Annotated in this window: 22 protein-coding genes and 1 pseudogene; 21 read left to right on the top strand and 2 right to left on the bottom strand. The window is 46.8% G+C overall.

All coding sequences use genetic code 11. The annotated features are described in order from the left end of the window. Positions 1 to 337 precede the first annotated feature (337 nt). The 17 genes from GCWU000182_RS08255 to GCWU000182_RS08180 all read left to right on the top strand — a co-directional run bounded on the left by GCWU000182_RS08255 (position 338) and on the right by GCWU000182_RS08180 (position 18751). Complete coding sequence (locus tag GCWU000182_RS08255) at positions 338 to 1081, top strand: CpsB/CapC family capsule biosynthesis tyrosine phosphatase (protein WP_023392367.1); 744 nt, start codon at positions 338 to 340, stop codon at positions 1079 to 1081. Next, positions 1071 to 1760, top strand: a complete 690-nt coding sequence (locus tag GCWU000182_RS08250; protein ID WP_023392366.1) for a Wzz/FepE/Etk N-terminal domain-containing protein — start codon at positions 1071 to 1073, stop codon at positions 1758 to 1760. The genes GCWU000182_RS08255 and GCWU000182_RS08250 overlap by 11 nt, the downstream gene beginning before the upstream one ends. Positions 1761 to 1775: 15 nt before the next feature. Then, positions 1776 to 2483 (top strand): tyrosine-protein kinase, encoded by a 708-nt coding sequence (locus GCWU000182_RS08245; RefSeq protein WP_023392365.1) that lies wholly within the window; start codon positions 1776 to 1778, stop codon positions 2481 to 2483. Between the two features lie 92 nt (positions 2484 to 2575). Further along, complete coding sequence (locus GCWU000182_RS08240; protein WP_023392364.1) at positions 2576 to 3379, top strand: DUF4422 domain-containing protein; 804 nt, start codon at positions 2576 to 2578, stop codon at positions 3377 to 3379. 34 nt (positions 3380 to 3413) lie between these two features. Next, positions 3414 to 4235 (top strand): LicD family protein, encoded by an 822-nt coding sequence (locus tag GCWU000182_RS08235; RefSeq protein WP_023392363.1) that lies wholly within the window; start codon positions 3414 to 3416, stop codon positions 4233 to 4235. A 1-nt stretch (position 4236) separates the two neighbouring features. After that, a complete protein-coding gene (locus GCWU000182_RS08230; RefSeq protein ID WP_023392362.1) occupies positions 4237 to 5343 on the top strand; it encodes a glycosyltransferase family 4 protein in 1107 nt (368 codons plus the stop codon). A gap of 44 nt (positions 5344 to 5387) precedes the next feature. After that, positions 5388 to 6392 (top strand): glycosyltransferase family 2 protein, encoded by a 1005-nt coding sequence (locus tag GCWU000182_RS08225; protein ID WP_023392361.1) that lies wholly within the window; start codon positions 5388 to 5390, stop codon positions 6390 to 6392. 51 nt (positions 6393 to 6443) lie between these two features. Continuing rightward, positions 6444 to 7649, top strand: coding sequence for a hypothetical protein (locus GCWU000182_RS08220; protein ID WP_023392360.1), 1206 nt, complete (start codon positions 6444 to 6446; stop codon positions 7647 to 7649). Between the two features lie 22 nt (positions 7650 to 7671). Further along, positions 7672 to 8745 carry an acyltransferase family protein gene (locus tag GCWU000182_RS08215; protein ID WP_023392359.1) on the top strand — a complete coding sequence of 358 codons (1074 nt, stop codon included), beginning with the start codon at positions 7672 to 7674 and terminating at the stop codon, positions 8743 to 8745. A gap of 26 nt (positions 8746 to 8771) precedes the next feature. Then, a complete protein-coding gene (locus GCWU000182_RS08210; protein WP_023392358.1) occupies positions 8772 to 10232 on the top strand; it encodes a flippase in 1461 nt (486 codons plus the stop codon). Positions 10233 to 10548: 316 nt separating this feature from the next. Continuing rightward, positions 10549 to 10695 carry an N-acetylmuramoyl-L-alanine amidase gene (locus GCWU000182_RS10100; protein WP_023392357.1) on the top strand — a complete coding sequence of 49 codons (147 nt, stop codon included), beginning with the start codon at positions 10549 to 10551 and terminating at the stop codon, positions 10693 to 10695. 198 nt (positions 10696 to 10893) lie between these two features. Next, positions 10894 to 12237, top strand: coding sequence for a CapA family protein (locus GCWU000182_RS08205; protein WP_023392356.1), 1344 nt, complete (start codon positions 10894 to 10896; stop codon positions 12235 to 12237). A gap of 606 nt (positions 12238 to 12843) precedes the next feature. Beyond that, entirely contained in the window at positions 12844 to 14367 is a 1524-nt protein-coding gene (locus GCWU000182_RS08200; protein ID WP_035364821.1) for an LCP family protein, read from the top strand. A 30-nt stretch (positions 14368 to 14397) separates the two neighbouring features. Further along, positions 14398 to 15507, top strand: coding sequence for a UDP-galactopyranose mutase (gene glf / locus GCWU000182_RS08195; protein WP_023392353.1), 1110 nt, complete (start codon positions 14398 to 14400; stop codon positions 15505 to 15507). Positions 15508 to 15596: 89 nt separating this feature from the next. Next, positions 15597 to 17138: a prolyl oligopeptidase family serine peptidase gene (locus GCWU000182_RS08190; protein WP_035364819.1), complete on the top strand. Its 1542-nt coding sequence runs from the start codon at positions 15597 to 15599 to the stop codon at positions 17136 to 17138. Between the two features lie 128 nt (positions 17139 to 17266). After that, the gene (locus GCWU000182_RS08185) at positions 17267 to 18031 is read left to right on the top strand and encodes a class I SAM-dependent methyltransferase (RefSeq protein WP_023392351.1); all 765 of its coding nucleotides are present in this window, start codon (positions 17267 to 17269) and stop codon (positions 18029 to 18031) included. Between the two features lie 348 nt (positions 18032 to 18379). Beyond that, on the top strand, positions 18380 to 18751 hold the full coding sequence (locus GCWU000182_RS08180; RefSeq protein ID WP_023392350.1) for an EXLDI protein: 372 nt from the start codon (positions 18380 to 18382) through the stop codon (positions 18749 to 18751). Between the two features lie 317 nt (positions 18752 to 19068). Here the strand turns inward: GCWU000182_RS08180 and nrdG are convergent, their stop codons facing one another. Together nrdG and nrdD are read right to left on the bottom strand one after the other, a co-directional pair. Further along, complete coding sequence (nrdG, locus tag GCWU000182_RS08175) at positions 19069 to 19602, bottom strand: anaerobic ribonucleoside-triphosphate reductase activating protein (RefSeq protein WP_023392349.1); 534 nt, start codon at positions 19600 to 19602, stop codon at positions 19069 to 19071. A 2-nt stretch (positions 19603 to 19604) separates the two neighbouring features. Further along, positions 19605 to 21444 (bottom strand): annotated as a pseudogene (nrdD, locus tag GCWU000182_RS08170) (anaerobic ribonucleoside-triphosphate reductase); the annotation flags it as partial. A 653-nt stretch (positions 21445 to 22097) separates the two neighbouring features. Between nrdD and GCWU000182_RS08165 the strand changes: the two are divergent. The 4 genes from GCWU000182_RS08165 (at position 22098) to rplT (ending at position 24900) form a co-directional block, all read left to right on the top strand. Further along, the gene (locus tag GCWU000182_RS08165) at positions 22098 to 23282 is read left to right on the top strand and encodes an IS256 family transposase (RefSeq protein WP_023390920.1); all 1185 of its coding nucleotides are present in this window, start codon (positions 22098 to 22100) and stop codon (positions 23280 to 23282) included. Between the two features lie 498 nt (positions 23283 to 23780). Beyond that, positions 23781 to 24296, top strand: coding sequence for a translation initiation factor IF-3 (gene infC / locus GCWU000182_RS08160; protein WP_023392344.1), 516 nt, complete (start codon positions 23781 to 23783; stop codon positions 24294 to 24296). Between the two features lie 22 nt (positions 24297 to 24318). Then, positions 24319 to 24516, top strand: coding sequence for a 50S ribosomal protein L35 (gene rpmI, locus GCWU000182_RS08155; RefSeq protein WP_023392343.1), 198 nt, complete (start codon positions 24319 to 24321; stop codon positions 24514 to 24516). Positions 24517 to 24546: 30 nt separating this feature from the next. Continuing rightward, positions 24547 to 24900 carry a 50S ribosomal protein L20 gene (rplT, locus tag GCWU000182_RS08150; RefSeq protein ID WP_023392342.1) on the top strand — a complete coding sequence of 118 codons (354 nt, stop codon included), beginning with the start codon at positions 24547 to 24549 and terminating at the stop codon, positions 24898 to 24900. Positions 24901 to 24939 lie beyond the last annotated feature (39 nt).

Here is a 24939-nt window from a genome sequence, read left to right as displayed (position 1 = left end):
CATGTACTTAAAGATTAAATGCTTCATATTTAACTGTTAACTTGCTTATATTTGTGGTTAACTTTTCTATTATGTTAGTAGGGAAGGGTGATTTAGTCTACTAGGGCCTAAACCAATAGAATAATGGCTTTTGAATCACCGATAGACTACGGTATAGGCGCATAGTGAGCCTATATTTTTAGACCATTTTCCAGCGACTAAAAAAATCTGTTCAAAAAAACGATTTACTTTTACAGTTCTATATACTTTTGATGGCGGCTATGTTACAATAGGTTCGATATATTGCGCACTAGCAGTGTGCCTGTGGCAGTGAGTGAGAGGGTAGGGTGGAAATAAGATGATTGATATACATTGTCATGTCCTCTACGGCGTGGATGACGGGGCCCAAACCCTGGATGACACGCGCGCACTCCTAAGTCAGGCCTATGAGCAGGGAATTAAGACCATTATTGCGACGCCCCATCAACGCAAGGGGCGTTTCGAAGCCAGTCGGGCGACAATCGAAAGGCATTTTGAGGCCATCCAGGCCTTAGCCCAAGAGATTGGACCAGATCTGACCCTGCATCTAGGGACAGAAGTCTTCTATTCTAATAGTATGCTGGACCGGTTGGAGCAGGGGCAAATCTTGACTTTAGCCGGCAGTGACTATGTCTTGGTGGAGTTCGACTACGGTCTGGCTTATCGGGAAATCGTGCGGGCCATTCGGGCCATCCAGCTACTAGCCTACGATGTAGTCATCGCCCATATCGAGCGCTATGATGCCTTCCATAAGCACCCTGAACGCGTGCGGGAAATGAAGAAATTAGGTTGCTACATCCAAGTTAATGCAGCCAGCCTCTTGCCAATTGGCCTCTTCGACCGCCACAAGGTGCTTAAGAAGCGGGCGCGTCAGCTCTTGGATGCTGGTCTGATTGATATTATCGCCAGCGATGCCCATAGCATAGACCGCCGGCCCTATCATATGGCGGAGGCTTATGCGGTCGTTGCCAAGAAGTATGGCCTGGACTATGCTCATCGACTCTTTGTCACCAACCCTGAAAAAATAATAGGAAAAGGAAGTTCACACCCCCATGGAAACTAAGAACCAAGAATTTGTTGAAATTGATCCAATGGCCCTCTTGCGCAAGCTCTGGGCGGCTAAGTTTATTATTGTCTTTGTTACGGTTGTGCTAGCAGTTGCAACCTTACTCGTTAACCTAGTAGTCATTCGACCAACCTTCGAATCGACTACGCGCGTCTATGTGGTCAACCAGACCGAAGACAAGGCCGTCACCACCCAGGACTTGCAATTAGGGAACTTCCTGGTTAAGGACTATAAGGAAATCATCCTGTCTGACACCGTTATGTCGGAAGTCATCAACTCTGAGAACCTCAGTATGACCCCTAACCAACTCAAACGTGTGGTTAAGGTAGATTCTCCTCGCGATACGCGGATCCTGTCCATCTCTGTCTCTGACCGTGACCCACAAAAGGCCAGCAACCTGGCTAACCGTGTCCGCGAAGTAGCTTCTGAACAAATTAAACGCGTCACCAAGGTGAACGATGTGACTACCTTGGAAGAAGCCAAACCAACCAATATCAAATCTTCACCAAAAACTCGCCGTAACACCCTCTTGGCGGCAGCCTTAGGCTTCCTCTTATCAGCAGGTTATATTCTTGTGCGAGAACTCTTAGACGACCGCGTGCGTTATGCGGAAGACGTGGAAGACGGCTTAGGCCTCGTGCTCTTGGGGATTGTTCCTCAAGCCAACCACAAGTAGAAAGGCGTGTATCCTATGGAACAAGTTGAACCAAAATTAAACAAAAAACTCATTTCCCCAGAGACTGAAGAATATTACAACGCCATTCGGACTAACATCCTCTTCTCTGGTAAGGACTTCAAGGTCATTGCGGTGACTTCTACCAAGGACAATGAAGGTAAGTCCACGGTTGCCATGAACATTGCAGCTTCCCTGGCTGCCCTAGGCAAACGCACCCTCTTGATTGATGCGGATACCCGTAATTCTGTCTTCGTCGGCCGCATGAAGATCCGCTCCAAGGTAGTTGGCTTGACCCACTACTTGGCTGGGGAAGCTACCGTTAAGGAGATTGTCTTCGGGACCACAGAACCTAACCTACACATGATTCTATCTGGCCCAGTGCCACCTAACCCAACGGCCCTCTTGCAGGGTGAAGCCTTCCAAGAGTTAATCGATGTCTGCCGTCATCACTATGACTATGTGATTGTTGATACGCCGCCATTGGGCTTGGTAACCGATGCGTCGATTATTGCCCACCAATGTGACGCTAGCATCTTAGTTATCGAAGCCGGCGCCATCAAGCGTCGTGCCGTTAAGAAAATCAAAGAACGCCTGGAACAAACCGGAGCTAAATTCTTGGGCGTCGTCCTCAACAAGGTGGACGTCAAGGCAAGCCACTATGGTGCCTACGGTGCCTATGGTTCTTACGGGAACTATGGGAATTATGGTCAGAAGGCAGAGTAAGAAGTTATCTAAATGAATAAGCATGCAGAGGGTTGATTTATTCAACTCTCGTTTTTTGAACTAACGTAGAAAATAAGAAATGAGGAAGCAAAATGGGAAGTGAGTTACAGCCATCAGTAGCCGTACTCGTGGCCACTCATAAGGCTTGTGAGACACCAACCGAATCTATGTATCGGCCAATCCGAGTAGGGGCAGGAGGCCAAGAGGATTTTGGCTATCTACGCGATGACGAGGGCGATAATATTTCTGATTTAAACCCCTATTATTCTGAGTTGACAGGACTTTATTGGGCCTGGAAAAATATGGATGTAGATTATCTTGGTTTAGTTCACTATCGCCGATATTTTGCTCCCAAAGCTCAAGCCTATCGAGAAGGCATAAGTGTTGATGAGGTAATACTGACTCAAGATCAGGTACTGGGCCTTCTTAAGGACAAAGATATCTTGTTGCCCAAAAAGCGCAAGTACTATATAGAGACGCTATATTCGCATTATGCTAATACGCTAGATGGAACACATCTAGATATAACTCGAGAGATTATTGCAAGCCATTATCCTGAATATCTAGAGTCTTTTGATCAGGTAATGAAGCAACGAAGTGGCTATATGTTTAATATGTATATTATGGACAAGTCTAAGTCAGATGCCTATTGCGAGTGGCTCTTCGGGGTGTTGGATCATTTGCGTGAACAAGTAGATACTAGTCGATTGACGCCTTTCGAAGCAAGACTTTTTGGTCGAGTTAGTGAATTGTTATTGAATGTATGGGTGTTAAAGCAGAACTTACGTGTGCAAGAAGTACCTTTTGTCTATATGGACAAGGTTGATTTTGTCGCTAAGATCAAAGGATTTTTAGCCGCTAAGTTTCTAGGTAAGAAGTACGACAAGAGTTTCTAAAGTAAGCTATTATGAGAGAAGCGAGTGAGAGATTATGAGTGATGTAGCAGTCGTTCAACAGAAGGTCTTAGAAATACTGAAGCAGTTTATCGAGATTTGTGAGCAAGAAGGCCTAGCCTATTATGCTTTGGGAGGGACACTTCTAGGTGCTGTGAGACATCAAGGTTTTATTCCTTGGGATGATGACATTGATATTGGCATGCCAAGGGCAGACTATGAACGCTTTAAGTTAATTGCTGCTAAGTGCTTGAAGGCTCCTTATGTCTTTCTATCTGAAGATAGCCCGGGTTATAATAAGGCTTTTTCGGTTATCCGTGATAGCTCAACTAAAATCCTCATGACCTATAGTCAAGTGGCCCAAGAAGAAAGTTTATGGATTGATATTTTTCCCCTCGATGGGGCGCCAATAGGAGGGTGGGCACGCTTCGTTCAGGAAAAGCGCTACCTATATCGTCGCATGAAGGTGCAGTTATCTCAATTTAGTCATCTAGTTAACCAGAAGAAGGCAAATCGACCTTTTATTGAGCGAGCGATTATTGGTCTGGCAAACAAACTACATGTAGAGCGTTGGATTTCTTTCGATAAGGCACAAGCAAAATACATTAAGGCTATCAAGAAATACGATTTAAGTGCTGGAGCGGGTGGCAACTATACTGGTGCATACAAATTACGAGAATTAGTACCTAGTGACTATTTTGGTCAGGCGGCCGAGTTGCCATTTGAAGATATCTCGATTCGTGTACCTGCTAAATATCATGAATATTTAGTTGCTATTTATGGGGGCAACTATATGGAATTACCACCTGCAGATAAACAAGTCCCACATCAATATCAAATTATCACTTTAGGAGAATAAAATGAAAAAGAAGATTTGTATCCTAAAATGGGTGATTGATGCATCGGGCGGCGGAGAGAAAGTGGCTATCTCTTTGGCTAATGAACTGGCTGAGAAAGATGAGTATGAGGTTCATTTAATAGGAATTACTTCTGAAATCGAAGCACCTTTTTTTGAAGTGTCTGATAAGGTAATCTATACCAATTTTATTTATCAGAAGCCACGGCCAAAAATCTACCGCTTTTTTTTGACAGCAGTAAGAAAGCTTAGGAAATATATTAAAGCTCATGATATCGATTTGGTTTTAGCGGTTGGAATTACTACTAACATTATTGCTTTAGCTGGAGCTTTGGGAACTAAAGCTAAGTTAGTGGTTTCTGAACACACAAGCATTCAGATGGATAATGACTACAAGCCAAGTGCTGCTAGACGATTGCTAGGGGCTAAGTTTGCCGATTGTGTAGTGACACTTACGCAAGAAGAACGCCGCCAATATATTCAAAAGTATCACTTGCCTGATGACAAAGTAATATGTATTCCTAACTGGATGGATTCACTTGCTAGTGAAGCCACCTATGATTTATCTAGTAAACGACTGATAACTGTTGGTCGATTTGCGCCTGAAAAAGGCTATGATTTACTGGCACAAGTAGCTAAACAAGTCTTACCAAAATATCCTGATTGGCAGTGGGATATTTATGGAGCAGGAAGTTCAGCAATTAAGAGTGCGCTACAAAATGAATTAGCTGAGGCGGGAGTGGAACAGCAAGTAAATTTAAAAGGAGTGATCCTTGGGACTGAGAATATTTACCCTGGACACAGCATCTATGTTCTTCCGTCAAGGTTTGAAGGATTTGGGTTAGTCTTATTAGAGGCTAAGCAATATGGTTTACCAGTAGTTAGCTTTAACTGCCCAACAGGGCCTGCTGATATAGTGATTGATAACGTCAATGGCTATTTAGTTGCGCCATATGACATAGATGACATGAGTGATAAGATTAGCCTCTTAATTGAACAAGAATCAAAACGTTGGGATTTCTCATGCCAATCTATGCTTGATACAGAAAAGTTTCAAAAGGACACCATTATGAATCAATGGAATCATTTAATTCATAAGCTCTGTCCGTAAATCAAGCTTCTACTAGGCGAAAAGAATAGGAGTTCAGTATTTTAATGGAAAAACTTATTTCAATTGTTGTACCTGCGTATAACATTAAAGATTATATTCTCAATTGCTTGGAACACTTTAACCAAGTGTCAGAAGAGTACTTTGATTTGTTTGAAGTATTGGTAGTCAATGATGGTAGTCATGATGAGACTCCAGAAATAGTAAAAGACTACATGACACAAGCAAAATATGATTTACGACTGATTAACAAAGAAAATGGCGGGCACGGCTCGACCATTAACCAAGGCATGCATGAGGCGGTAGGCTATTATTTCAAAGTAGTTGATGGTGATGATTGGGTAATTCCGCAAGAATTCCAAAAACTATTAGATGCTTTGAAAGATAAGCAGGCGGATATGGTCATCACGGATTATACCGAACAACATGTCTATAACAACACGTCGATTCTGAAGTCGTATTCTGATGAATTTGAAGAGGGAAAGTTATACACCGGGATTCCTAAAGAATGGATTCGGATGCATACCTTAACGTACAAACGCTCTATCTTGGTGGACCACAATATTCGATTGAGTGAGAAAACGTTCTATGTGGATGTGCAATATACTTTGTTTCCGCTTGAATATGTTGCGAGCTATAAGTACATTAAGGCGGATGTTTATCAGTACTTTATTGGTCGAGAAGATCAAAGTATGAATCTTAACGTAATGAAGCAGAAAAGGGATCATCATGATCGAGTTGTAAGATCAGTGATTGATTTCTATGCGCGCACGCAAAAGCCAGCCATCATTGAAGTCCTAGATACTCTATTAACTCGTTTAATTAATGACCAAGTATTGATTAACTTAATGTCAGATAATGGAGATCAACTGAACCAAGAGCTATTTGCTTATATGGAGCAAAAGGGTTTCAAATTTAAGTTAAATCTAGGCAATAAGACAAGTGGGCTTGCCTACATTAACTATCAGACAAAGGGCGTACTAAGTTGGTTAATCAAACCGTTAATTAACAAGAAGATTGCATCCTATCAGAATGCTAAAAGTCTAAGATAATGGCAGTATTCTTAGTATGTACAGAAGAACCAAAAGAAGTTGGGTGAAAGAATGAAAGTAAGAATTGCGACCCTTAGTTATTATATATGGGCCTGTTTACTAATATTGCAATGCCAGACCATGTATGCTGTTCATCAAAACCGTCTCTTATGGTTTGTGACTCTGCTTGTCTATTCAATTGGACAGTGTGCATTTCTAATATATGAAACAAGAATCCCATCGAGATTATTCCAGAACACTATGCTAGTACTGGGTGCTTATTATGGAATAGAAGGTATCTTGTTGCTAAGAAATCTATCAGAAAATTTAAGCCGAGACTTCATCTTGTTGAATTTGATTGGCTTACCGGTATTTATTGTGACACTTACTCTGATGATTTTTCGTAAAGAGTTAAAGGACTTCTTGCTAGCTTTTAATAGAATTGTGGTAGTTTTTGCAGTGCTATCTCTCTTTTTCTGGTTCTTCGGGAGCCTCCTAGGGATATTAAAGCCAAGTGGCACAGTTGTGAATGCTTGGAGTGGTGGTAATATAGTAAATAGCTATTACCATTTATATTATGAAACTCAACGTATTGGCATTATGGGCTTTACCTTTATTCGTAATAGTGCTTTCTTCACAGAAGGTCCAATGTGGAATTTGATTATTTCTTTGGCCTTTATCATCGAGTTGTTCTTATTAGAGGAATTGAGCAAATGGAGGTTAGCGGTTATTTTACTAACAGCAGCAACTATTTTCTCTACAACAGGGGTATATGTTATTGGGATAGGTTTCTTAGCTCACGTGCTGTTGGTGCGGAAAAGCCGCTTTCGCTTTCTATCTTTATTGGCGACTCCAGCACTTGTATATGCTTTAACTCGAGTAATTGAAGATAAGGCTGCTAGTAACTCGGCCGCTATTCGGATGGATGATTATGTAGCAGGGTTTAATGCTTGGCGTGATCGGATCATTACTGGATGGGGCTTTAGTGGTCTTGGAAGTATTGAATACTATATGAATGGTGCAATTCGGCCAAACTATGGATATAGCAATAGCTTTTTTGTAGTTCTAGCGCAAGGTGGCATCATACAAGGTATTGTTCAGTTTGCACCTTTTATGGCACTGTTTGCGCCAGGCGCCTCTACTAATCGAACTAAGTGTGCTATTACCTTGTACTTCATCTTGATGTTAACAACTATTTTTTACAATACGATGCTTTTTAATGTGATTGCCGCGATAGCGTATGCGACGATTATCAATAATATTACCCCAAATCACTAAATTATGAAGAAGGAGAGATTCGATGCAACAGTCTAAACGAATTAATGAATACACGGTATTACGTGTATTTGCTATTCTCCTAGTTTTAGTTAGTCATATCTCATATTATAAGGTAGGAAATGCATTTGGTGGTGTAAATATACTAGCGCTTGCCCCCAGTGGAACGTCATTCAAGTGGTATTATCTTATAGATAAATTTCGCTATGTCATCTACCTCTTCCATATGCCTCTGTTTATGGCTATCTCGGGCGCCTTGTTCGCGCTGCAGATTAAGAAGGGGCGTTGGACAGGCTTTGGTACCTTTGCTGAGGCTAAATGGCAACGTCTCATGATTCCTTATCTAGTCTTTACCTTGCTCTATCTAGTGCCTCTTAAGTATTTGAGTGGCTATTTTGGGCAGGCTAATTTCTTAATGGCGGAAGGCAGCCAATTAACGCTTTTAGGTAACTCGCACTTGTGGTATCTCTATACCTTATTCGTTGTGGCCTTAATAGCTTACTTCTTGGTGCCGCGTATGCAGGTTTGGTATCTCCTGCCACTTTGGGGGATCCATCTAGTGAGTGCCTATGTTGGGCTATCTTTAATTAGCCTACCGATGGAGTTTCTCCTTTGGTATATGCTAGGAGCCATGTTCGAGACCTATCGCGAGACTTTGACTTCTTATTTCCGGACTAAGCGAGCGGTCTTCTTAACCATCTGGCTGACAGCCTTTATCGTGTGCTCATTGCTATCGCTCTATGTAGGGCGTTTTGGCATTCCAGCTTTGCAACGCCTAGTCAATGACTTGGCAGCTGTCGCGGGGATGGGGCTGACCTATCTCTTGGCTGAGTCACTGGCTCAGAAGAAGGGCTTCTTGGAGTCTAGCTTTGTTAAGGCAGTCTTGCTAAATGGGCTAGGGATTTATATCTTCTCTGATCCTTTGAACTATGTCTTATTACGACTGGGCCAAGCCTTGCTGGGACCAGCTGGCATGCTGTCCCTAGGTGGCTTAGTCCTCATGATGATTTTGCGTTTAGTTATAACAGGGCTAGCCGCTTATTACTTAACCCGGCTCTTCGTTAGACTGTGGCCAAACCGTGCAAGCTGGGTTCGTTAGATGATTTACTGATAAGGAGCTCGCTCATGACCCAACACAAACAAGCATCCATTAAAATCAACTTTATCATGAACTTCATCTTAACGGTGTCGTCCTTTATCTTTCCTATTATTACCTTTCCCTATATCTCGCGGACCTTGCTGCCGCTAGGGACGGGGCGGATTGCCTTCGCCACTTCGGTGGCTAGCTATGCCACCATGTTAGGCATGGTGGGGATTCCGACCTATGGGATTCGGGCGGTCGCGCGGGTGCGTAACCAGCAGCGGGAGCTCAACAAGACGGTTCAGGAGATTTTCTTCTTCAATGCTATTACCACTCTAGGGGCATTGGCCCTCTATCTGGTCAGTATTGCCTTGGTGCCAAGGTTTGCGGAAGATAAGACCCTCTTCCTGATTAACGGGGTAGGGATTGTCTTCAACCTCTTCGGTATGGAGTGGCTCTATCGGGGTTTGGAGCAGTATCGTTATATTACGGTTCGTTCCATTGCCTTCAAATGCTTGTCCCTGGTGCTCATGTTTCTCCTGGTTCATTCGACTTCGGACTATTTGATTTATGGGGGGATTCTGGTCTTTGCGACAGTGGGGGCCAATGTCCTCAACTTCATTCACGCCCGCCACTATATCAGCTTCAGACTAGAGCCTAACTTGGAAATCTGGCGTCACTTCTTCCCGGCCCTGCAGTTCTTCCTTATGGCTGTCGCCACCACTATCTATACCAGTCTGGACTCAGTCATGCTGGGTATGATGATTGGTAAGGAAGCCGTAGGCTATTATGATGCGGCTATCAAGATTAAGAACATCTTGATTAGTCTGGTGACAGCCCTGGGTGGGGTGCTCCTGCCGCGTCTGTCACACTATATTCAGACCGAGCAACATGAGGCCTTTAAGCGGGTGACTCGCAAGGCCTTCGCCTTCGTCTGCTTCGCTAGTATTCCGCTCTCGACCTATTTTATCGTCATGGCGGAACCGGCCATTCTCTTCCTATCTAAGGAACAGTTCTTGCCTTCGGTCTTCCCTATGCAGCTAGTCATGCCGACTATTGTCTTGATAGGTCTGTCGAACTTATTGGGGATTCAAATTCTTCTACCGCTAGGCAAGGAGCGGGTGGTCTTGTCCTCTGTCTGTTGGGGTGCAGTCTTAAACTTCGCCCTTAACCTGGTCTTGATTCCAAGCTGGGGGGTAGCCGGGGCGGCCTTCTCCACGCTCTTGGCAGAATTACTTGTCACCCTTTATCAGGCCTGGTACTTGCGCGACCAACTCAGAGAAATGGTCGTTCTGGCCGACCTAGGCAAGATTGGCTTGGCGACAGTCCTGGCGACGCTGAGCACCTTCTTATTCAGACACTGGATCTCGCCATTCTGGACCTTGGCGCTATCGGCCTCTGTCTTCGGCCTGATCTACTTGGCTATTCTCTGGTTTAGTCGTGAGCAGTTCGTCAGCTATCTAGGTCAGCTGGCCCTAGGCTTCTTAAAAAGACGCAAGGCTTAATTAAGTGCTCCTATCTATTAGTGTCTACACTAATAGATAGGGTAGAAATCAGCCAAATTACGTGCTCTAATATAAACAAATTTTAAAAATCCCTCGTGATTAGCCATAGTCACGAGGGATTCTTTTGAATAGGCCAGAGCTATGACGTCTATCACCATGTGATGACATTCAGTAACACTGGCTTAACTAGAAGATGAAAGTTTGGTTTCTTGGTGCCAATCCAGCAGAAATTTATTGCTTTTTAAATGGCTTACTTGTATGATAGACGAGGATTTACAAGCCATAAGGAGTGTATTTTTTTAGGAGGAATCACCAAATGAAGAAACCTGGTTTAGCGGCCTTGGTGGAGCTAGGCTTTATGGATAATGCTGAGGAGTTCCAGAAGCTCAATCAAGCTGCCTATCAGGAAAAGCTCATTAAGGGTCTGGTTCAAGGTATTCAGGCTTACTTCGGTAAGGCTTAAGAATAGATGATAACGGTAGAAGCTAAGGCTTCTGCCGTTATTTTGCTTTTGCGGGCGAAGGACGAAAATTCAAGTAAATTTTCTAATATTTTTAGGGGAATGGCTTGACGGGGTTGACCGGGCGGATGTAAAATATGTAATATAAATGTCTTATTTCTGTAATTATAGTACTTATCTTCCTACAAAGGGGTCTTGTTTATGAAATCAGAGTTTTTCAGTAAGTATCGTCCGCATCTTATTGCGCTTGCCTTTGTTCTCTTTCTAGTGGCTGGATTCGCCATGATTGGCCTCCTAGCAAGCCAGCCTCACGATCATTTGCAGACGCATGAGTCTGAGTCGGTGGTGAGTGAGAGCTCTAGCAGTGAGCCCAAGCCCCTGGTCTTGGCAGAACCTCTGGTAGGTCTCAAGGCTAAGGACCAGGAGACGCCTTTTGAAGGCAAAGAGGGAGAACTCAAGTTGCGCTCAGTTGGCGATGTCTTGTTGCATGAATTTGTCAGCGAGATGGCCAGCGTCAAGAATCCTTTCTACAAATCAGCGGTTGACCGGCTCCACAAGGATGGCATCAGCTGGGAGAACCCAGGGGGCGCCTATGATTTCTATCCAATGTTGGCGCAGATTGCCCCTTACATGTCCTATGCCGACGTGACTTTGGCTAATATGGAAGTCATTGTGGCCAACCCTCAGTATCCGGTGACTGGCTACCCTTCCTTCAATGCGCCTAAGCAAATTCTCAAGGCCCTTCAGGCTATCGGTGTGGACATGGTGACCAACGGGACCAACCATACCTTGGACTATTCGGCGCGTGGGGCCTTAGCCTCTATTGCTAACCTCAAAGAGGCGCAGATGCCTTATGTGGGAAGCTTTGAGAGCCAGGAAGATCACGATACCCCGCGCATTATCGAGAAGAATGGTATTAAGATAGGGATTTTGACCTATTCCTACGGTACCAACGGCGTCCCCGTGCCAGAAGACCAGCCCTATTTGATTAACCTAGTAGACCTGCCTCAGATGGTAGAAGATGTCAAGGCCCTCAAAGACAAGGTCGATGCTGTGGTGGTGACTTTGCAGCTAGGTCAGGAATATGACACTACTCCAGACCCAACTCAGGAGCAAGTCTTCCAAGCCCTGAGCGATGCTGGCGTCAAATTGATTTTGGGCGGCCACCCGCATGTCTTGCAACCTATGCAGTGGTTTAACGGCAAGCAGACCTTTGCCATCTACTCCCAGGCTAGCTTCATGTCAGGCCAAATTTACCCGGCTAATAAGCAAGGGGGCATCACCGAGGTGACGTTCAAACGCGGCGAAGACGGCCAAGTAACCGTCACTGATCCGAAGTTCATGCCAATCTATATTACGGGCGCCGAGAATGCCGAGTTCTACGAAACGGTGCCTATGGCCGACTATAATCGCTACGCGGTCAGCGAGGGCGCCGACTGGTACGAGATTATTCGCCAGCGCATGCAGCTCTATACCAAGGACTTCCGTTATGTCAGCCACCTAGAAACCCAGTGGACCCAGGAAGATACCGATATTCATCGCTAATATAGTTTTGCGCCAATGGCCCACTCAGAGGAGTGGGCCATTGGCTATGTAGGGGGCTGGAAAAAGGCGGAAACCCGAGGCCCGAGCCGCGAGCTAGTGGTCCACTCCGTCGAGTGGACCACTAGCTGGGGAGGAAGGGCCTGGAAAAGGCAGAACCGGGGAGAAAGTCATGAGCCAGTGGTCCACTTTGCCGAGTGGACCACTAGCTAGGCTGGAAGGCTTGGAAAAGGGCGGAAACTGGGGAAAAAGTCGTGAGCCAGTGGTCCACTTTGTCGAGTGGACCACTAGCTGGGGCGGTAAGCATGGAAAAGGGCGGAAACTGGGGAAAAAGTCATGAGCTAGTGGTCCACTTTGAAGAGTGGACCACTAGCTGGGCTGGAAAGCTTTGAAAAGGCTGAAACCGTGGCAAAAGCCGCGAGCCAGTGGTCCACTCCATCGAGTGGACCACTGGCTGGAGCGGGAAGCCTAAAAAAGGCCAAAAACCTGGGCTACTAGCTAGAAAAAAGCCCCAAAGGGGCTTTTGCCGGGGCGGAATCTTTGCTATAATAACTTTTAGTGCAAAAAGTAACGATGGAATGATATCCTATTAATGGAAGGAACTTAACAATGACAGCATCACATCACTCAAAGGGCCGGCGTCACGGTCACTCCCGCCATGGCCATGGACGGACTAAGTCAGTGCTCTGGCGGATTAACTGGCTCTTTATTATTTTGGCAATGGTAGCCAGTGGCTTGGTTGCCTATTTCCTCCTAACCTACAAGATTCTGGCTGGGCGCGGCTACCAGTTCTGGGTCTTGGGCGGATTGGGCGCGGTCTTACTGCTTCTGATTCTGCTTAATGGCCTCAAGCGCCTGGGCAAGACCACCCTGGTCCTAGCCACGATCGTCATTTTGGGGGCTAGCTACGGCGCCTACCAAATGAATGCCACCGTCAATTTCTTCAACAAACTCAATACCAATACCCAGAAGCAGGAACTGACCATGAGCCTGGCTACCCTAGCAGAAGGAGGCGTGGCAGATGTGGCGGCCTTAGACGGCAAAGTGGTCCTAGCGCCGCTAGGCCAAGATCGCGACAATGTCCAAGCCTTGGTCGACGACCTCAAGGCCAAACGCCAGGTAACGGTGACCGTTCAGGAAGTGCCGTCCTATCTTGCAGCCTACCAACAACTCCTGGACGGCAAGGCTCAAGCCATGGTCCTCAACTCAGGTTATGAGTCCCTCTTAGAAGGCATGGCTAACGACTTCAGCAGCAAGATTAAAAAGCTCTACCAGTACAATCATGTGACCGAAGTAGCCGATCAACCAGCTAAGCCAGAACCATCCAATCAGCAGACCAGCCAGACGCCAGCTGAGAACCAGCCTTTCAACCTCTACATTTCAGGGATTGATACCTTCGGGCCAGTCAGCTCCGTCTCCCGGTCAGACGTCAACGTTATCGCCACTATCAACCCTAAGACTCACCAGATTCTTCTGACCACCACACCGCGTGACGCCTATGTGCCAATCGCGGATGGCGGGGCGGATCAGAAGGACAAATTGACTCACGCGGGGATCTATGGCGTGGAGGCTTCCATGCATACCTTGGCCCGTCTCTATGACACGCCAATCGACTATTATGTCCGCCTCAACTTCACCTCCTTCCTCAATATCATCGATACGGTAGGGGGCATTGATGTCTACAACGACCAAGCCTTCACCTCCCTCTACGGCAAATACGATTTCCCTGTCGGGGAACTTCACCTCAATGCCGACCAAGCCCTAGGCTTCGTGCGTGAGCGTTACTCCCTGTCAGGTGGGGATAATGACCGCGGCAAGAACCATGAGAAGGTCATTACCGCGCTGATTAAGAAATTAGGCAGTCGCCAGACCCTGCTCCAAGCCCAAGAAGTCATGGACCGCATGAGCCAGTCGGTGCAAACCAACCTGCCATTGACTAAGGCCATGGAACTGGTCAACGAGCAACTGGAGAGCGGTCAAGCTTATACGGTGACTTCAGTCGCCCTAACCGGCCACGGGTCAACTGGCCTGCCATCTTACGCTATGCCGGGCGCTGAACTCTATATGATGCAAGTAGATGAGGCTAGCTTGGCTGAGCGTCAAGCCCAAATCAAGCAAGTACTCGGCCAATAGGCCCGCTTTCAAGGATAAAAGGAGAAACTTATGACACAAACATACGATTATCTAGTGGTAGGTGCCGGCCTTTTTGGCGCTACCTTTGCCCACGAAATTGCCAAGAAAGGCAAGCGCGTCCTGGTCATTGAGAAGCGCGACCATGTGGCGGGCAATATCTATACGGAAGAAATCGCGGGCATTCAAGTCCACAAATTTGGCGCCCACATTTTCCATACTAACGACAAGGCGGTTTGGGATTACGTCAACCAATTTGCGGAATTCAACCAATATATCAATACGCCGATCGCCAATTATCACGGGGAAATCTACAACCTGCCCTTCAATATGAACACCTTCAACAAGCTCTGGGGTGTGGTGACGCCGGAAGAAGCGGCCGCCAAAATTGAAGAACAGCGGGCTGAAGTGGCAGGCAAGACGCCAAACAACTTGGAAGAACAAGCCCTGTCCCTAGTAGGTCGCGATATCTACGAGAAACTGATTAAGGGCTATACCGAGAAGCAATGGGGTAAGGCAGCCACTGAATTGCCAGCCTTCATTATTCGTCGCTTGCCAGTCCGTATGACCTATGACAACAACTACTTCAATGACCGCTATCAAGGCATCCCAATCGGGGGCTACACCCAGATTGTGGAGAAGATGTTGGATCATCCTAACATCGAAGTGCGCCTGGAGACAGACTTCTTTGCAGATAAGGACCACTACTTGGCGGCCTTTCCTAAAGTTTTCTATACCGGTATGATCGACCAGTTCTTCGACTATGAGTTGGGTGAATTGGAATACCGTAGCTTGCGCTTCGAGACCGAGGTCTTGGACCAAGCCAACTATCAGGGTAATGCGGTGGTTAACTATACCGACCGCGAGACGCCTTATACCCGGATTATTGAGCACAAACACTTCGAGTATGGCACTCAGCCACAAACCGTGGTAACGCGTGAATATCCAGCTAACTGGTCACGAGGGGATGAGCCTTACTACCCAATCAATGATGAGCGCAACACCAAGCTCTATCAAGCCTATACGGACTTGGCTAAGTCCCTGCCACAGGTGACCTTCGCCGGACGTTTGGGCCACTACCGCTACTATGACATGCACCATGTCATCGGACTGGCCTTGCAATTGGCAGCCAAAGTAGACTAAATCAAGCTCCCCCTTACTTGATGGTAAGGGGGCTTTTGCGTGGGTCGGGCTTTTCTGCTAGAATAGGAGACAAAAGGGAGGTTGTCGTCATGAAGAAAGCCAAATACTGGTGGTCCCTGCTAGCGGGTTGCCTGGGCGCCTTATTAGTCCTCAGAGGCTGGGGAGCCAGCCAAGCGGCGCGGGCCCAGGCAGAGTCGGACCAGGTCCAGGTGGTCCAAGCCAAGATTCAGGCCCAGGGCTATGAGTTTGGGCCGGCCGTTAATAAAATCGTCCTTCAAGTCAGTCAAGCCGTGACGGCAGTGGATCCTGATGCCCAGCTAGAGGTCACCACTCAGGGTAAAGCACGCCAAGTGAGCGCCCTCTATCTAGCAGATGAGCAGGGTCAGGCCTTGCCAGAGGGCCAAGCCAGTCAATGGTTGGCCTTGGACTTGGTGGTGGATTCCTGGGATTTAGGCAGTCTTTTTGGCTACAACCAGGAACGGTTGATTAGTCAGTGGCAGGACAAGTATCTCATTGCGGTGGGGCCAGTGCAGGTGACGACCCAAGAGGGTAAGCCGGCCCAGGTTCGCTTGGCGGACTATGATGCCCTGCCTTATCTGGAGCTGCAAGACTTGGCCGGCTATCAATTTGAGCAAGTCCATGTAGACGGGGTGACCAATCCCTTGACCGGCCAAGAAGAGAGCCAGACCTTACACTATGGAGCCTTTGAGCCGGCGGCTGCTAAGGATCAGGTCCAGGCCAAGTTCCCGCTTTTGATTTGGTTGCATGGCCAAGCCGAAGGGGGCGAGGATCCTCGCATTACCCTGCTAGGCAATGAGGTGACCGCCCTCAGTCGGCCACAAGTTCAAGAGATTTTTACGGCCACCGACCAACCCGAGCTTAAGGGGGCCTATGTCCTGGCGGTGCAGACGCCGACCTACTGGATGGACGAGGGCGATGGGCTGAATGGGCCGGGGGCAGGCCATTCCCGCTATACCGAGTCCCTCATGCAGGTCATTAGCGACTACGTGGCCAGCCATCCCCAGATTGACCCGCATCGGGTGCATCTCATGGGCTGCTCCAACGGGGGCTATATGACCCTCAACATGGCCCTACACTATCCGGACTACTTTGCCGGCTTGGTGCCCCAGGCTACGGCCTATTCCTACTATGAATTCCAGCGTCTGGACAACGGCCACTATCTGATCAAAGACCCTAAGAAACGGGGGAGTATTCAAGCCTATGCGCCGACTCAGCGAGTCTGGTTTGACCAGGACAAGGTAGCTGCCCTCAAGAATCAGGCCATATGGTTTGTTCATAGCCTAGATGACCCGACTGTACCAGCCAATGCTTATGTCTTGCCGATTTACAAGGACCTAGTCGATGCGGGCGGTCAGAATGTCTGGCTGTCCCTCTTCCAATCGGTGCAAGGCCAAGACCTGCCTAAGATGCGCTATTCCGGCCATTTCTCCTGGATTCCCTTCTTCAATCAGCAGGTCCAGGGCGTGCAAGACCCGGAAGCCATTCGCCAAAGTCCAGGCTTGAGTGGCTTTGAGCCGGATAATGCCAACGGGGGTGGCAAGGCCCAGGTCCAAGTGGCTGGCCAGACCTATCAGGATGTCTTCCACTGGCTCAACGCCCAACACCGATAAGATAAATAAAAAGCGGTGGACTGCTAGCCTGGGTTGTATAATATGAACTGAACTGGAGTGACCTATAGACAGGGGAAAAGGATCTAATGCTTAAATCGAAATAGGATAAAAGACGAGGAGATCATAAGATGAACAATTATATAAAATTAAATGAAGATCGATGGAATAATGTAAAAAATGCCTATACTGAGCCCTTGACACATGAAGAATTAGAAGAAGCTAGAAAGCATCCAATTTCTGTTGCCTTAACTGTGGGGAAAAAAGTTCCGACAGAATGGTTTGAAAAAGCCAAGGGAAAAAAGATATTAGGTTTAGCTTGTGGTGGTGGCCAGCAGGGTCCAGTTTTTGCTGTAAAAGGTTATGATGTTACCATCATGGATTTTTCTAAATCACAATTAGAAAGAGACGAGATGGTCGCTAAAAGAGAAGGCTTAAAAATCAAGACGATTCAAGGCGATATGACCAAACCATTTCCGTTTGAAGATGAAACTTTTGATATTATTTTTAACCCGGTTTCAAATGTCTATATAGAAGATTTAGAAAACATGTATAAAGAAGCCGCTCGAGTATTGAAAAAGGGTGGACTCTTAATGGTCGGATTTATGAATCCTTGGATCTACATGTATGATGCGGACATTGTATGGGACAAACCCGATGAGGAATTACTTTTGAAGTTTGCACTACCTTTTAATTCAAAAGAGCTTGAAGCGGAAGGCAAAATAACCATAGATCCAGCATATGGCTATGAATTTAGCCATACCTTAGAAAGTCAGATTAGAGGACAACTTAAAAATGGTCTCGCTATGATCGATTTTTATGAATCTTGTGATAAAAGAAATCGATTATCACGTTATGGAAATGACTATATAGCGACACTCTGCGTTAAACTATAATATTAAGGGTTAAAAAATACCAGTTTCTATAATTGAAGATAAGGACTTGAGAAACAGTCAATCAAATGAAAAGCATCCCATAAGTTGGATTTTTATTGTCCAACTTATGGGGTGCAGTTCAAAAATAGGTTTACTGTTTTTTCTTGCTCAATTTTCAAAAAATCGTCCATAGACATAAAAAGCTACTTGATAAATGCTCTCTGGGTTGCATTATTAACTGAAATAGATTGGAATTTGTAGAGGTGAGAAAAATGTAATGGCAAGACGTCCAACTTAAATCGCACAGTATAAAATTACCAGGAGATTATAAGATGAACAATATAGGCAACGAGTTTAAGGAGAGAGATTATGGATTATAAAGAAATAAAGCTTAATGTTTCAAATGATAAAATTAAAGAATATAAGCAATTTGAGGGCTTAAAATTATATTCTGATATTTTTAAATCTGAAGATGAAAAGGTATTGATTAACAAAAGAATATATGTTACAAAAAAACAGAATTATGTTTATTACGAAAGGACAGATGTAAATTGGAATTATTGGTCGAGCGAAAGAAATTATAATTCAACATTTAATCCGGAGAATGATAGTAAACACAACATTATATTTGAAGTTTCATCAGAATTAAGCGATTTTATTAAATATTTGGGAGAAGAAATAATTCGGAAGATTGAATTGAAACAGCACAATGGAGAAATTGTTGAGATATTAGATATTTAATTGTGTTATGAAGAATGAAGCATTGACTTAAAATATAATATCTACTCAAGCATGTAAACTTCCTATTTTTAGTAATATCAATTAAATAAAAACAGTAAACCAAAAAAGGTTTACTGTTTTTCTTTGTCCAAAGGTTAAAATATCTTACAGAAAAAGCGTCCATAAATATAAAAGCTACTTGACAAAACGCTTCCTGGCTAGTGGATCTATCGCTTGAGTGTGGCCCCTATTTGTGCTAGCGCCCTCGCGCTTTGTGTGGGTGTGTCTGCGCTAGTCCCTGCCATAGGGGCCCCTAAGACCGACAAGTCCGCTAGCTACTAGCGGATTAACTTGTCCCAGATGACGATCTGACCGGTCGCCAGGGACTTAGGGACGTCGATGATGCGCTGGTTGCGGCTACCCCGGAATTGCAGGGTCAGGTCTAACTGTTCTTGAATGAAACGACCGTCGACCAGAATATCGACATAGGACAGGAGTTCCAACTTGTCTGGCGTCTCCTGCATGAGTTCCTCCCAGTCGTAGCCCGTCCAGGCCCAGATATCCTTGCTGTGGCCATAGCGCCGTCTGACTTCCTGGCAGAGGTCAATCAGGACCGCCGTATGGAGAAAGGGCTCGCCACCCAATAGGGTCAGACCTTGACAGTAGCTGGCGCCTAGGTCGGACAGGATTCTTTCCTTGAGTTCCTCCGTGTAGGGAGTGCCGTAGTTGAAGTTCTGGGCCACCTTGTTGTAGCAACCCGGGCAGGCGAAGTGGCAGCCGCTGACATAGAGGCTGCAACGAACGCCTTCTCCGTCCACGAAGTTATAGGGCTTGTAGTCGGCCACCTTGGTAGTCGTCTCAGGAATGGCCATGGCTAGACCTCCTTGTCGTCAGCTGGGTCCGGGCCTTTGTCGGAGGACTTAATGCGGATGGTCAGGTGTTTCTGCCGGGCCACAATTTCCTTGTGACGCCCAGCCACCATGGGTCTAGCCTGAGGGTTGCCTAGGTAACCACAGGTCCGCTTGACCACGTCGCAGGTCTCGGGATTACGGTTCTTGCAATATGGACACTCGAAGCCCCGTTCGGTCGGGTTAAAGTCCCCTTCGTAGCCACACTCAAAACATTTATCAATCGGTGTATTAGTGCCCAGATAGCCGACCCGGTCATAGGCAAAGTCCCAGACGGCTTCCAGAGCCTTAGGATTCTGAACCATATTAGGGTATTCGCAGTAGTGGATGAAGCCGCCTGAAGAATAAGGTGGATAGGCCGCTTCAAAATCAATCTTATCAAATGGCGTTGGCTTCTTGCGGACATCGTAGTGGAAGCTATTCATATAGTAGCCCTTGTCGGTAATGTCAGGCACCGAGCCAAAGCGCTCTAGATCCAGACGACAGAAGCGGTCGGTTAGACTCTCACTCGGTGTCGCGTAGACAGAGAAGTGGTAGCCGTATTGGTTGCCCCAGTCTTGGGTGTGTTGGTAGAGCTTTTTGACAATGTCGATAGTAAAGGCTTTGGACTCTTGATCGGTCTCCCAGTCGGGACCGAAGAAGCGGGTAGCCACTTCATAGAGGCCGATGTAGCCCAGGGAGATAGTAGCCCGTTTGTCGCGGAAGAGGTCGTCGACCTTGCCGTCACGACTCAACTTGCGACCGAAAGCCCCATGTTGATAGAGGATAGGGGCATTGAAAGGCTTAGCTTCCTTGACGCGCTCGATACGGTAGCAGAGGGCCTGACGGGCTATCTCTAATTTGCCTTCTAGCTGCTGCCAGAACTCATTCAGAGTTTGGCTCTCGAGGGCAATCCGGGGCAGGTTAAGGGTCACCACGCCCAGGTTCATACGGCCGGCATTGATTTCCTGGCCGTGCTCGTCCCACCAACCTTGCAGGAAGGAGCGACAGCCCATAGGCGCCTTGAAGCTGCCGGTCAGCTCGACTAGCTTGTCATACATGAGGACGTCGGGATACATGCGCTTGGTGGCGCAACGGACGGCTAGCTCCTTGATGTCGTAGTTGGGGTCTTTGGGAGCCAGGTTGACGCCGCGCTTAAGGGAGAAGACTAGCTTAGGAAAGATAGCCGTTCTTTGCTCTTTGCCGATACCGCCCAGACGAACCTTAAGGATGGCGCGCTGAATTTCGCGTTCAATCCAGGAAGTCCCCAGGCCAAAGCCCAAGGTGGTAAAGGGCGTCTGGCCTTGGGAAGTGTAGAGGGTGTTGATCTCGTACTCCAGACTCTGCATGGCGTCGTAGATGTCTTTCTTAGTCCGAGCCGTAGCAAAGTCATGGTGTTGGGTGGTGTCGGGGATCCAATCTTCCGCCAGCTTGAGATGTTTCTCGTAGTTGAGTTGGGCGTAAGGCGCCAGAACCTCGTCAATGCGGTCGGCGCTACAGCCCCCGTACTGACTAGACGCCACATTGGCAATAATCTGCGCCATTTGGGCGGTGGCGGTCTGAATGGATTTGGGCGAATCGACTTCTGCATTGCCAATCTTGAAGCCTAGCTTGAACATGGTCTTAAAGTCGATTAGGCAGCAGTTGGTCATAGGCTGGTAGGGATGGTAGTCTAAATCATGATAGTGCAAGTCGCCATTCAAATGGGCTAGGGCGACTGCTTCCGGCAACATGCCAATGCCGATGGCTTTAGCAACGATGCCTGGCAGTCAAGTCTCGTTGGGTGTTGTAGACTTGGCTGTCCTTATTGGCATTCTCGTTAACAATACTTGACTCCTGTTGGTGCAGGCGATCAACTGCAGCTTGAATATCTTGGGCCGCTCTAATTTGTGGATTCATACTTATCACCTCAAAGCCTATGCTACCCCAGTCTTAGTGTAAAGTCAATAGACTTTACACTATATATAGTGTTTATAAACTTGTTCCACAACTATATGTAGTGTTGTTACCTGGCCGTTGAGGTGTTGGGCAATAACTTGGTTGGCGCCTGCTCCATAGCCAAAACAGCTAGCCTAAACTGTGCCAATGCCCGGTCTAGACAAGCCAACTTTGACCGCCAAAACTAGGCCAAAGTTTCGCAAGATGTAGTGTAGTGCGAGCTAGTGGTCCACTCCGTCGAGTGGACCACTAGCTCCCCGGGAAAGTGCGGAAACTGGGTCAGAAGCCAGGAAAAGGTACGAGCTAGTGGTCCACTCTGTCGAGTGGACCACTGGCTCCCCGGGAAAGTGCCGAAACCGGGACAAAAGCTAGGCAAAGGTACGAGCCAGTGGTCCACTCTGTCGAGTGGACCACTAGCTCCCCGGGAAAGAGCCGAAACTGGGTCAAAAGTCGATTAAGTCCCTATAATTGTGTAAAAAGAAAAAGCCAGGTAATCTCTGGTACAATGTAGTTGTCGGAAAACATTGAAAGAGGAGATTACCATGACTTACCTTAATATTAACCTAAAACTTGAAGAATTAACAGAGGCAGTTTTAAACAGTGACATGAACACGCTCATGAAGTCGCTGGCCATTACCGTCTTTAATGCCTACATGGAAGAAGAACGCCACCAGTTCATCCAAGCCGCTCCCCATGAACGCTCCGACCAGCGCCAAGACTATCGCAACGGTTACTATGAACGCCAATGGACGCTCTCCATCGGCACCCTTAAATTACAAGTCCCACGCACGCGTTCTGGTGAGTTTAAAACTGAGCTCTTTGAACGTTACCAGCGCAACGAACAGGCCTTCCTGCTCTCTATGATGGAAATGGTAGTCAATGGGGTCTCTACACGCAAAGTCACCAAAATCGTGCAAGAATTGTGTGGCGAGACGGTTTCCAAGTCCTTTGTGTCAGATGTCATGAAGCGACTGGATCCTGAGATTGAAGCCTTCAAAAACCGGACCCTGACCCACAGTCACTTCCGCTACCTCTACCTCGATGCCCTTTACATTAAGGTGCGTGAAGAGGGTCGTGTGGTGTCCAAGGCGGTCTACCTAGCTCAAGGGGTCAACGAGGCCAACAAGCGCGAAATCATCGGCTTTTGGGTGTCAGAAGAAGAAAGCAAAGAGGCTTGGCTGACCTTCCTTCAGTCCCTGCGAGCCCGTGGTTTGAGCCAGCCCACCCTGATTATTTCAGACGCTCACTCCGGGCTTAGAGCCGCTATCCAGCACTGTTTTGTTGGGGTGCCTTGGCAACGTTGCGTCTTTCATTTCTTATCCAACATTGTCGAGACTATTCCCAGAAAAGGGAGTCTAGAGGCGCGCGCTAAGTTGAAGGCCATTTTCCAGGCGCCCACCGCCGAACATGCAAGGCGGCTCAAGGAAGCTTTTGAGGCCTCTGTCGCGGACAATCCTCGCTATCAGAAGGCCTTAAAGGTTTTAGATGAGGGCTTTGAAGATGCCGTTCAGTTTATGATGGAGCCTGAGATTTACCATCCCAACTTGCGGACTACTAACTCTGTCGAACGTTTGAACCGTGAAATCAGACGGCGGGATAAGGTCATTGGCGTCTACCCTAATGTCGCTTCTGCTGAGCGACTGATTGGCGCCATCCTCATTGATTTAAACGATGCTTGGCAGGCTAACGCACGCCCCTTCCTGGTCAACTTCACCAAACGCAAATAAGCTATAGGACAGCCTACATATTTTTACACAGGATTTTGGACTTGACTCAAAAGTCCGGAAAAGCTGCGAGCCAGTGGTCCACTCCGTCGAGTGGACCACTAGCTGCCCGGAAAAGTGCGGAAACTGGGACAAAAGCTAGGAAAAGTCATGAGCCAGTGGTCTACTCCGTCGAGTGGACCACTGGCTCCCCAGAAAAGGCAGCAACCTGGCCCAAAGCTCCCAAAAGTCACGCCCCAATCCCCACTAGCTGACTAAGCAACCGGCAATAACAAAAAATTTCCCCTTGCATCCCGGTCTAAGCTGTGCTATACTATCGTAGTTGAGTAAAACAAGTAGAAACCAGCCGTTTCTCGCCAATCCCCTTAGGTGCTTGGCCGATAGTGATTTCCCTTTGCCTAGTGGTGGGGGAATAGGTAGCGGCTAGTTTGTGTACACAAGCTAGTTTTTTTCTTGTCGGACTCGAAATCTAACTGGAGGTGGACTACCATCGTTAAAGAAATGATCATTAACGAAGATATCCGCGCACGTGAATTACGTGTGATTGGAGACAATGGTGAACAAATCGGAGTCAAATCACTTAATGATGCGCTCACTATTGCAGAATCTTTCGGACTTGACCTAGTACTTGTCTCACCAAATGCCAAGCCACCTGTTGCTCGGATTATGGACTACGGTAAATACCGTTATGAGATGCAGAAGAAGGAAAAGGAACAACGGAAGAATCAGAAGATCGTAACCGTCAAAGAAGTTCGTCTTTCTCCTGGTATCGAAGACCATGATTACCAAACCAAATTACGCCAGGCCATCAAGTTCCTCGAACATGGTGACAAGGTCAAAGCCAGCATTCGTTTCCGCGGGCGGGCCATCACCCACAAGGAATTGGGTCAAGACGTATTGGAAGACTTCATTGATGACACAAGCCATGTGTCAACCGTTGAAGCTCGTCCAAAAATGGAAGGTCGCAGCATGTTCATCGTGCTAGCCCCATTAGCCCAAGCGGCGCAACAAGACTAATCTTTTTATAGGAGGAATTCCCATGCCAAAACAAAAAACACACCGCGGTTTAGCAAAACGCGTTAAGAAGACTGGTTCAGGTAAATTGAAACGTTCACACGCTTTCACTAGCCACCGTTTCCATGGTAAAACTAAGAAACAACGTCGTCAATTACGTCAAGCTGACTTAGTATCTAATTCAGACTACAAACGTATTAAACAACAAATTTCGCAATTATAATACTAGAGAAGAACCAAGGAGGAATTTACTATGCCACGTGTTAAAGGTGGATACGTTACCCGTCAACGTCGTAAACGTACATTAAAATTAGCTAAAGGTTACTACGGTGCCAAACATCTCTTATTCAAGACCGCTAAGCAACAAGTAATGAAATCTTACATGTATGCTTACCGTGACCGTCGTCAGAAAAAACGTGACTTCCGTCGTTTATGGATTACCCGTATCAACGCGGCAGCTCGTATGAACGGGATCAGCTACAGCGTCTTAATGAACGGCTTGAAGAAAGCTGGCGTTGAAGTTAACCGTAAAATGTTGGCTGACTTAGCAGTTCACGATGCAGCAGCATTCACTGCTTTAGTAGAACAAGCTAAGAAGGCTTTATAAGAAGCGGATTAAGCAGATAAATGGAGGCAGGACCGGTCG

It is taken from the genome of Abiotrophia defectiva ATCC 49176 (genome assembly GCF_000160075.2).
Classification (GTDB): domain Bacteria; phylum Bacillota; class Bacilli; order Lactobacillales; family Aerococcaceae; genus Abiotrophia; species Abiotrophia defectiva.
This window is presented reverse-complemented; position numbering and strand designations above follow the sequence as displayed.

Bases quoted from the DNA above. Each gene is read 5' to 3' on its own strand.
- GCWU000182_RS08255 (WP_023392367.1), top strand. From the start codon at position 338: ATGATTGATATACATTGTCATGTCCTCTACGGCGTGGATGACGGGGCC.
- GCWU000182_RS08250 (WP_023392366.1), top strand. From the start codon at position 1,071: ATGGAAACTAAGAACCAAGAATTTGTTGAAATTGATCCAATGGCCCTC.
- GCWU000182_RS08245 (WP_023392365.1), top strand. From the start codon at position 1,776: ATGGAACAAGTTGAACCAAAATTAAACAAAAAACTCATTTCCCCAGAG.
- GCWU000182_RS08240 (WP_023392364.1), top strand. From the start codon at position 2,576: ATGGGAAGTGAGTTACAGCCATCAGTAGCCGTACTCGTGGCCACTCAT.
- GCWU000182_RS08235 (WP_023392363.1), top strand. From the start codon at position 3,414: ATGAGTGATGTAGCAGTCGTTCAACAGAAGGTCTTAGAAATACTGAAG.
- GCWU000182_RS08230 (WP_023392362.1), top strand. From the start codon at position 4,237: ATGAAAAAGAAGATTTGTATCCTAAAATGGGTGATTGATGCATCGGGC.
- GCWU000182_RS08225 (WP_023392361.1), top strand. From the start codon at position 5,388: ATGGAAAAACTTATTTCAATTGTTGTACCTGCGTATAACATTAAAGAT.
- GCWU000182_RS08220 (WP_023392360.1), top strand. From the start codon at position 6,444: ATGAAAGTAAGAATTGCGACCCTTAGTTATTATATATGGGCCTGTTTA.
- GCWU000182_RS08215 (WP_023392359.1), top strand. From the start codon at position 7,672: ATGCAACAGTCTAAACGAATTAATGAATACACGGTATTACGTGTATTT.
- GCWU000182_RS08210 (WP_023392358.1), top strand. From the start codon at position 8,772: ATGACCCAACACAAACAAGCATCCATTAAAATCAACTTTATCATGAAC.
- GCWU000182_RS10100 (WP_023392357.1), top strand. From the start codon at position 10,549: ATGAAGAAACCTGGTTTAGCGGCCTTGGTGGAGCTAGGCTTTATGGAT.
- GCWU000182_RS08205 (WP_023392356.1), top strand. From the start codon at position 10,894: ATGAAATCAGAGTTTTTCAGTAAGTATCGTCCGCATCTTATTGCGCTT.
- GCWU000182_RS08200 (WP_035364821.1), top strand. From the start codon at position 12,844: ATGACAGCATCACATCACTCAAAGGGCCGGCGTCACGGTCACTCCCGC.
- glf (WP_023392353.1), top strand. From the start codon at position 14,398: ATGACACAAACATACGATTATCTAGTGGTAGGTGCCGGCCTTTTTGGC.
- GCWU000182_RS08190 (WP_035364819.1), top strand. From the start codon at position 15,597: ATGAAGAAAGCCAAATACTGGTGGTCCCTGCTAGCGGGTTGCCTGGGC.
- GCWU000182_RS08185 (WP_023392351.1), top strand. From the start codon at position 17,267: ATGAACAATTATATAAAATTAAATGAAGATCGATGGAATAATGTAAAA.
- GCWU000182_RS08180 (WP_023392350.1), top strand. From the start codon at position 18,380: ATGGATTATAAAGAAATAAAGCTTAATGTTTCAAATGATAAAATTAAA.
- nrdG (WP_023392349.1), bottom strand. From the start codon at position 19,602: ATGGCCATTCCTGAGACGACTACCAAGGTGGCCGACTACAAGCCCTAT.
- GCWU000182_RS08165 (WP_023390920.1), top strand. From the start codon at position 22,098: ATGACTTACCTTAATATTAACCTAAAACTTGAAGAATTAACAGAGGCA.
- infC (WP_023392344.1), top strand. From the start codon at position 23,781: ATGATCATTAACGAAGATATCCGCGCACGTGAATTACGTGTGATTGGA.
- rpmI (WP_023392343.1), top strand. From the start codon at position 24,319: ATGCCAAAACAAAAAACACACCGCGGTTTAGCAAAACGCGTTAAGAAG.
- rplT (WP_023392342.1), top strand. From the start codon at position 24,547: ATGCCACGTGTTAAAGGTGGATACGTTACCCGTCAACGTCGTAAACGT.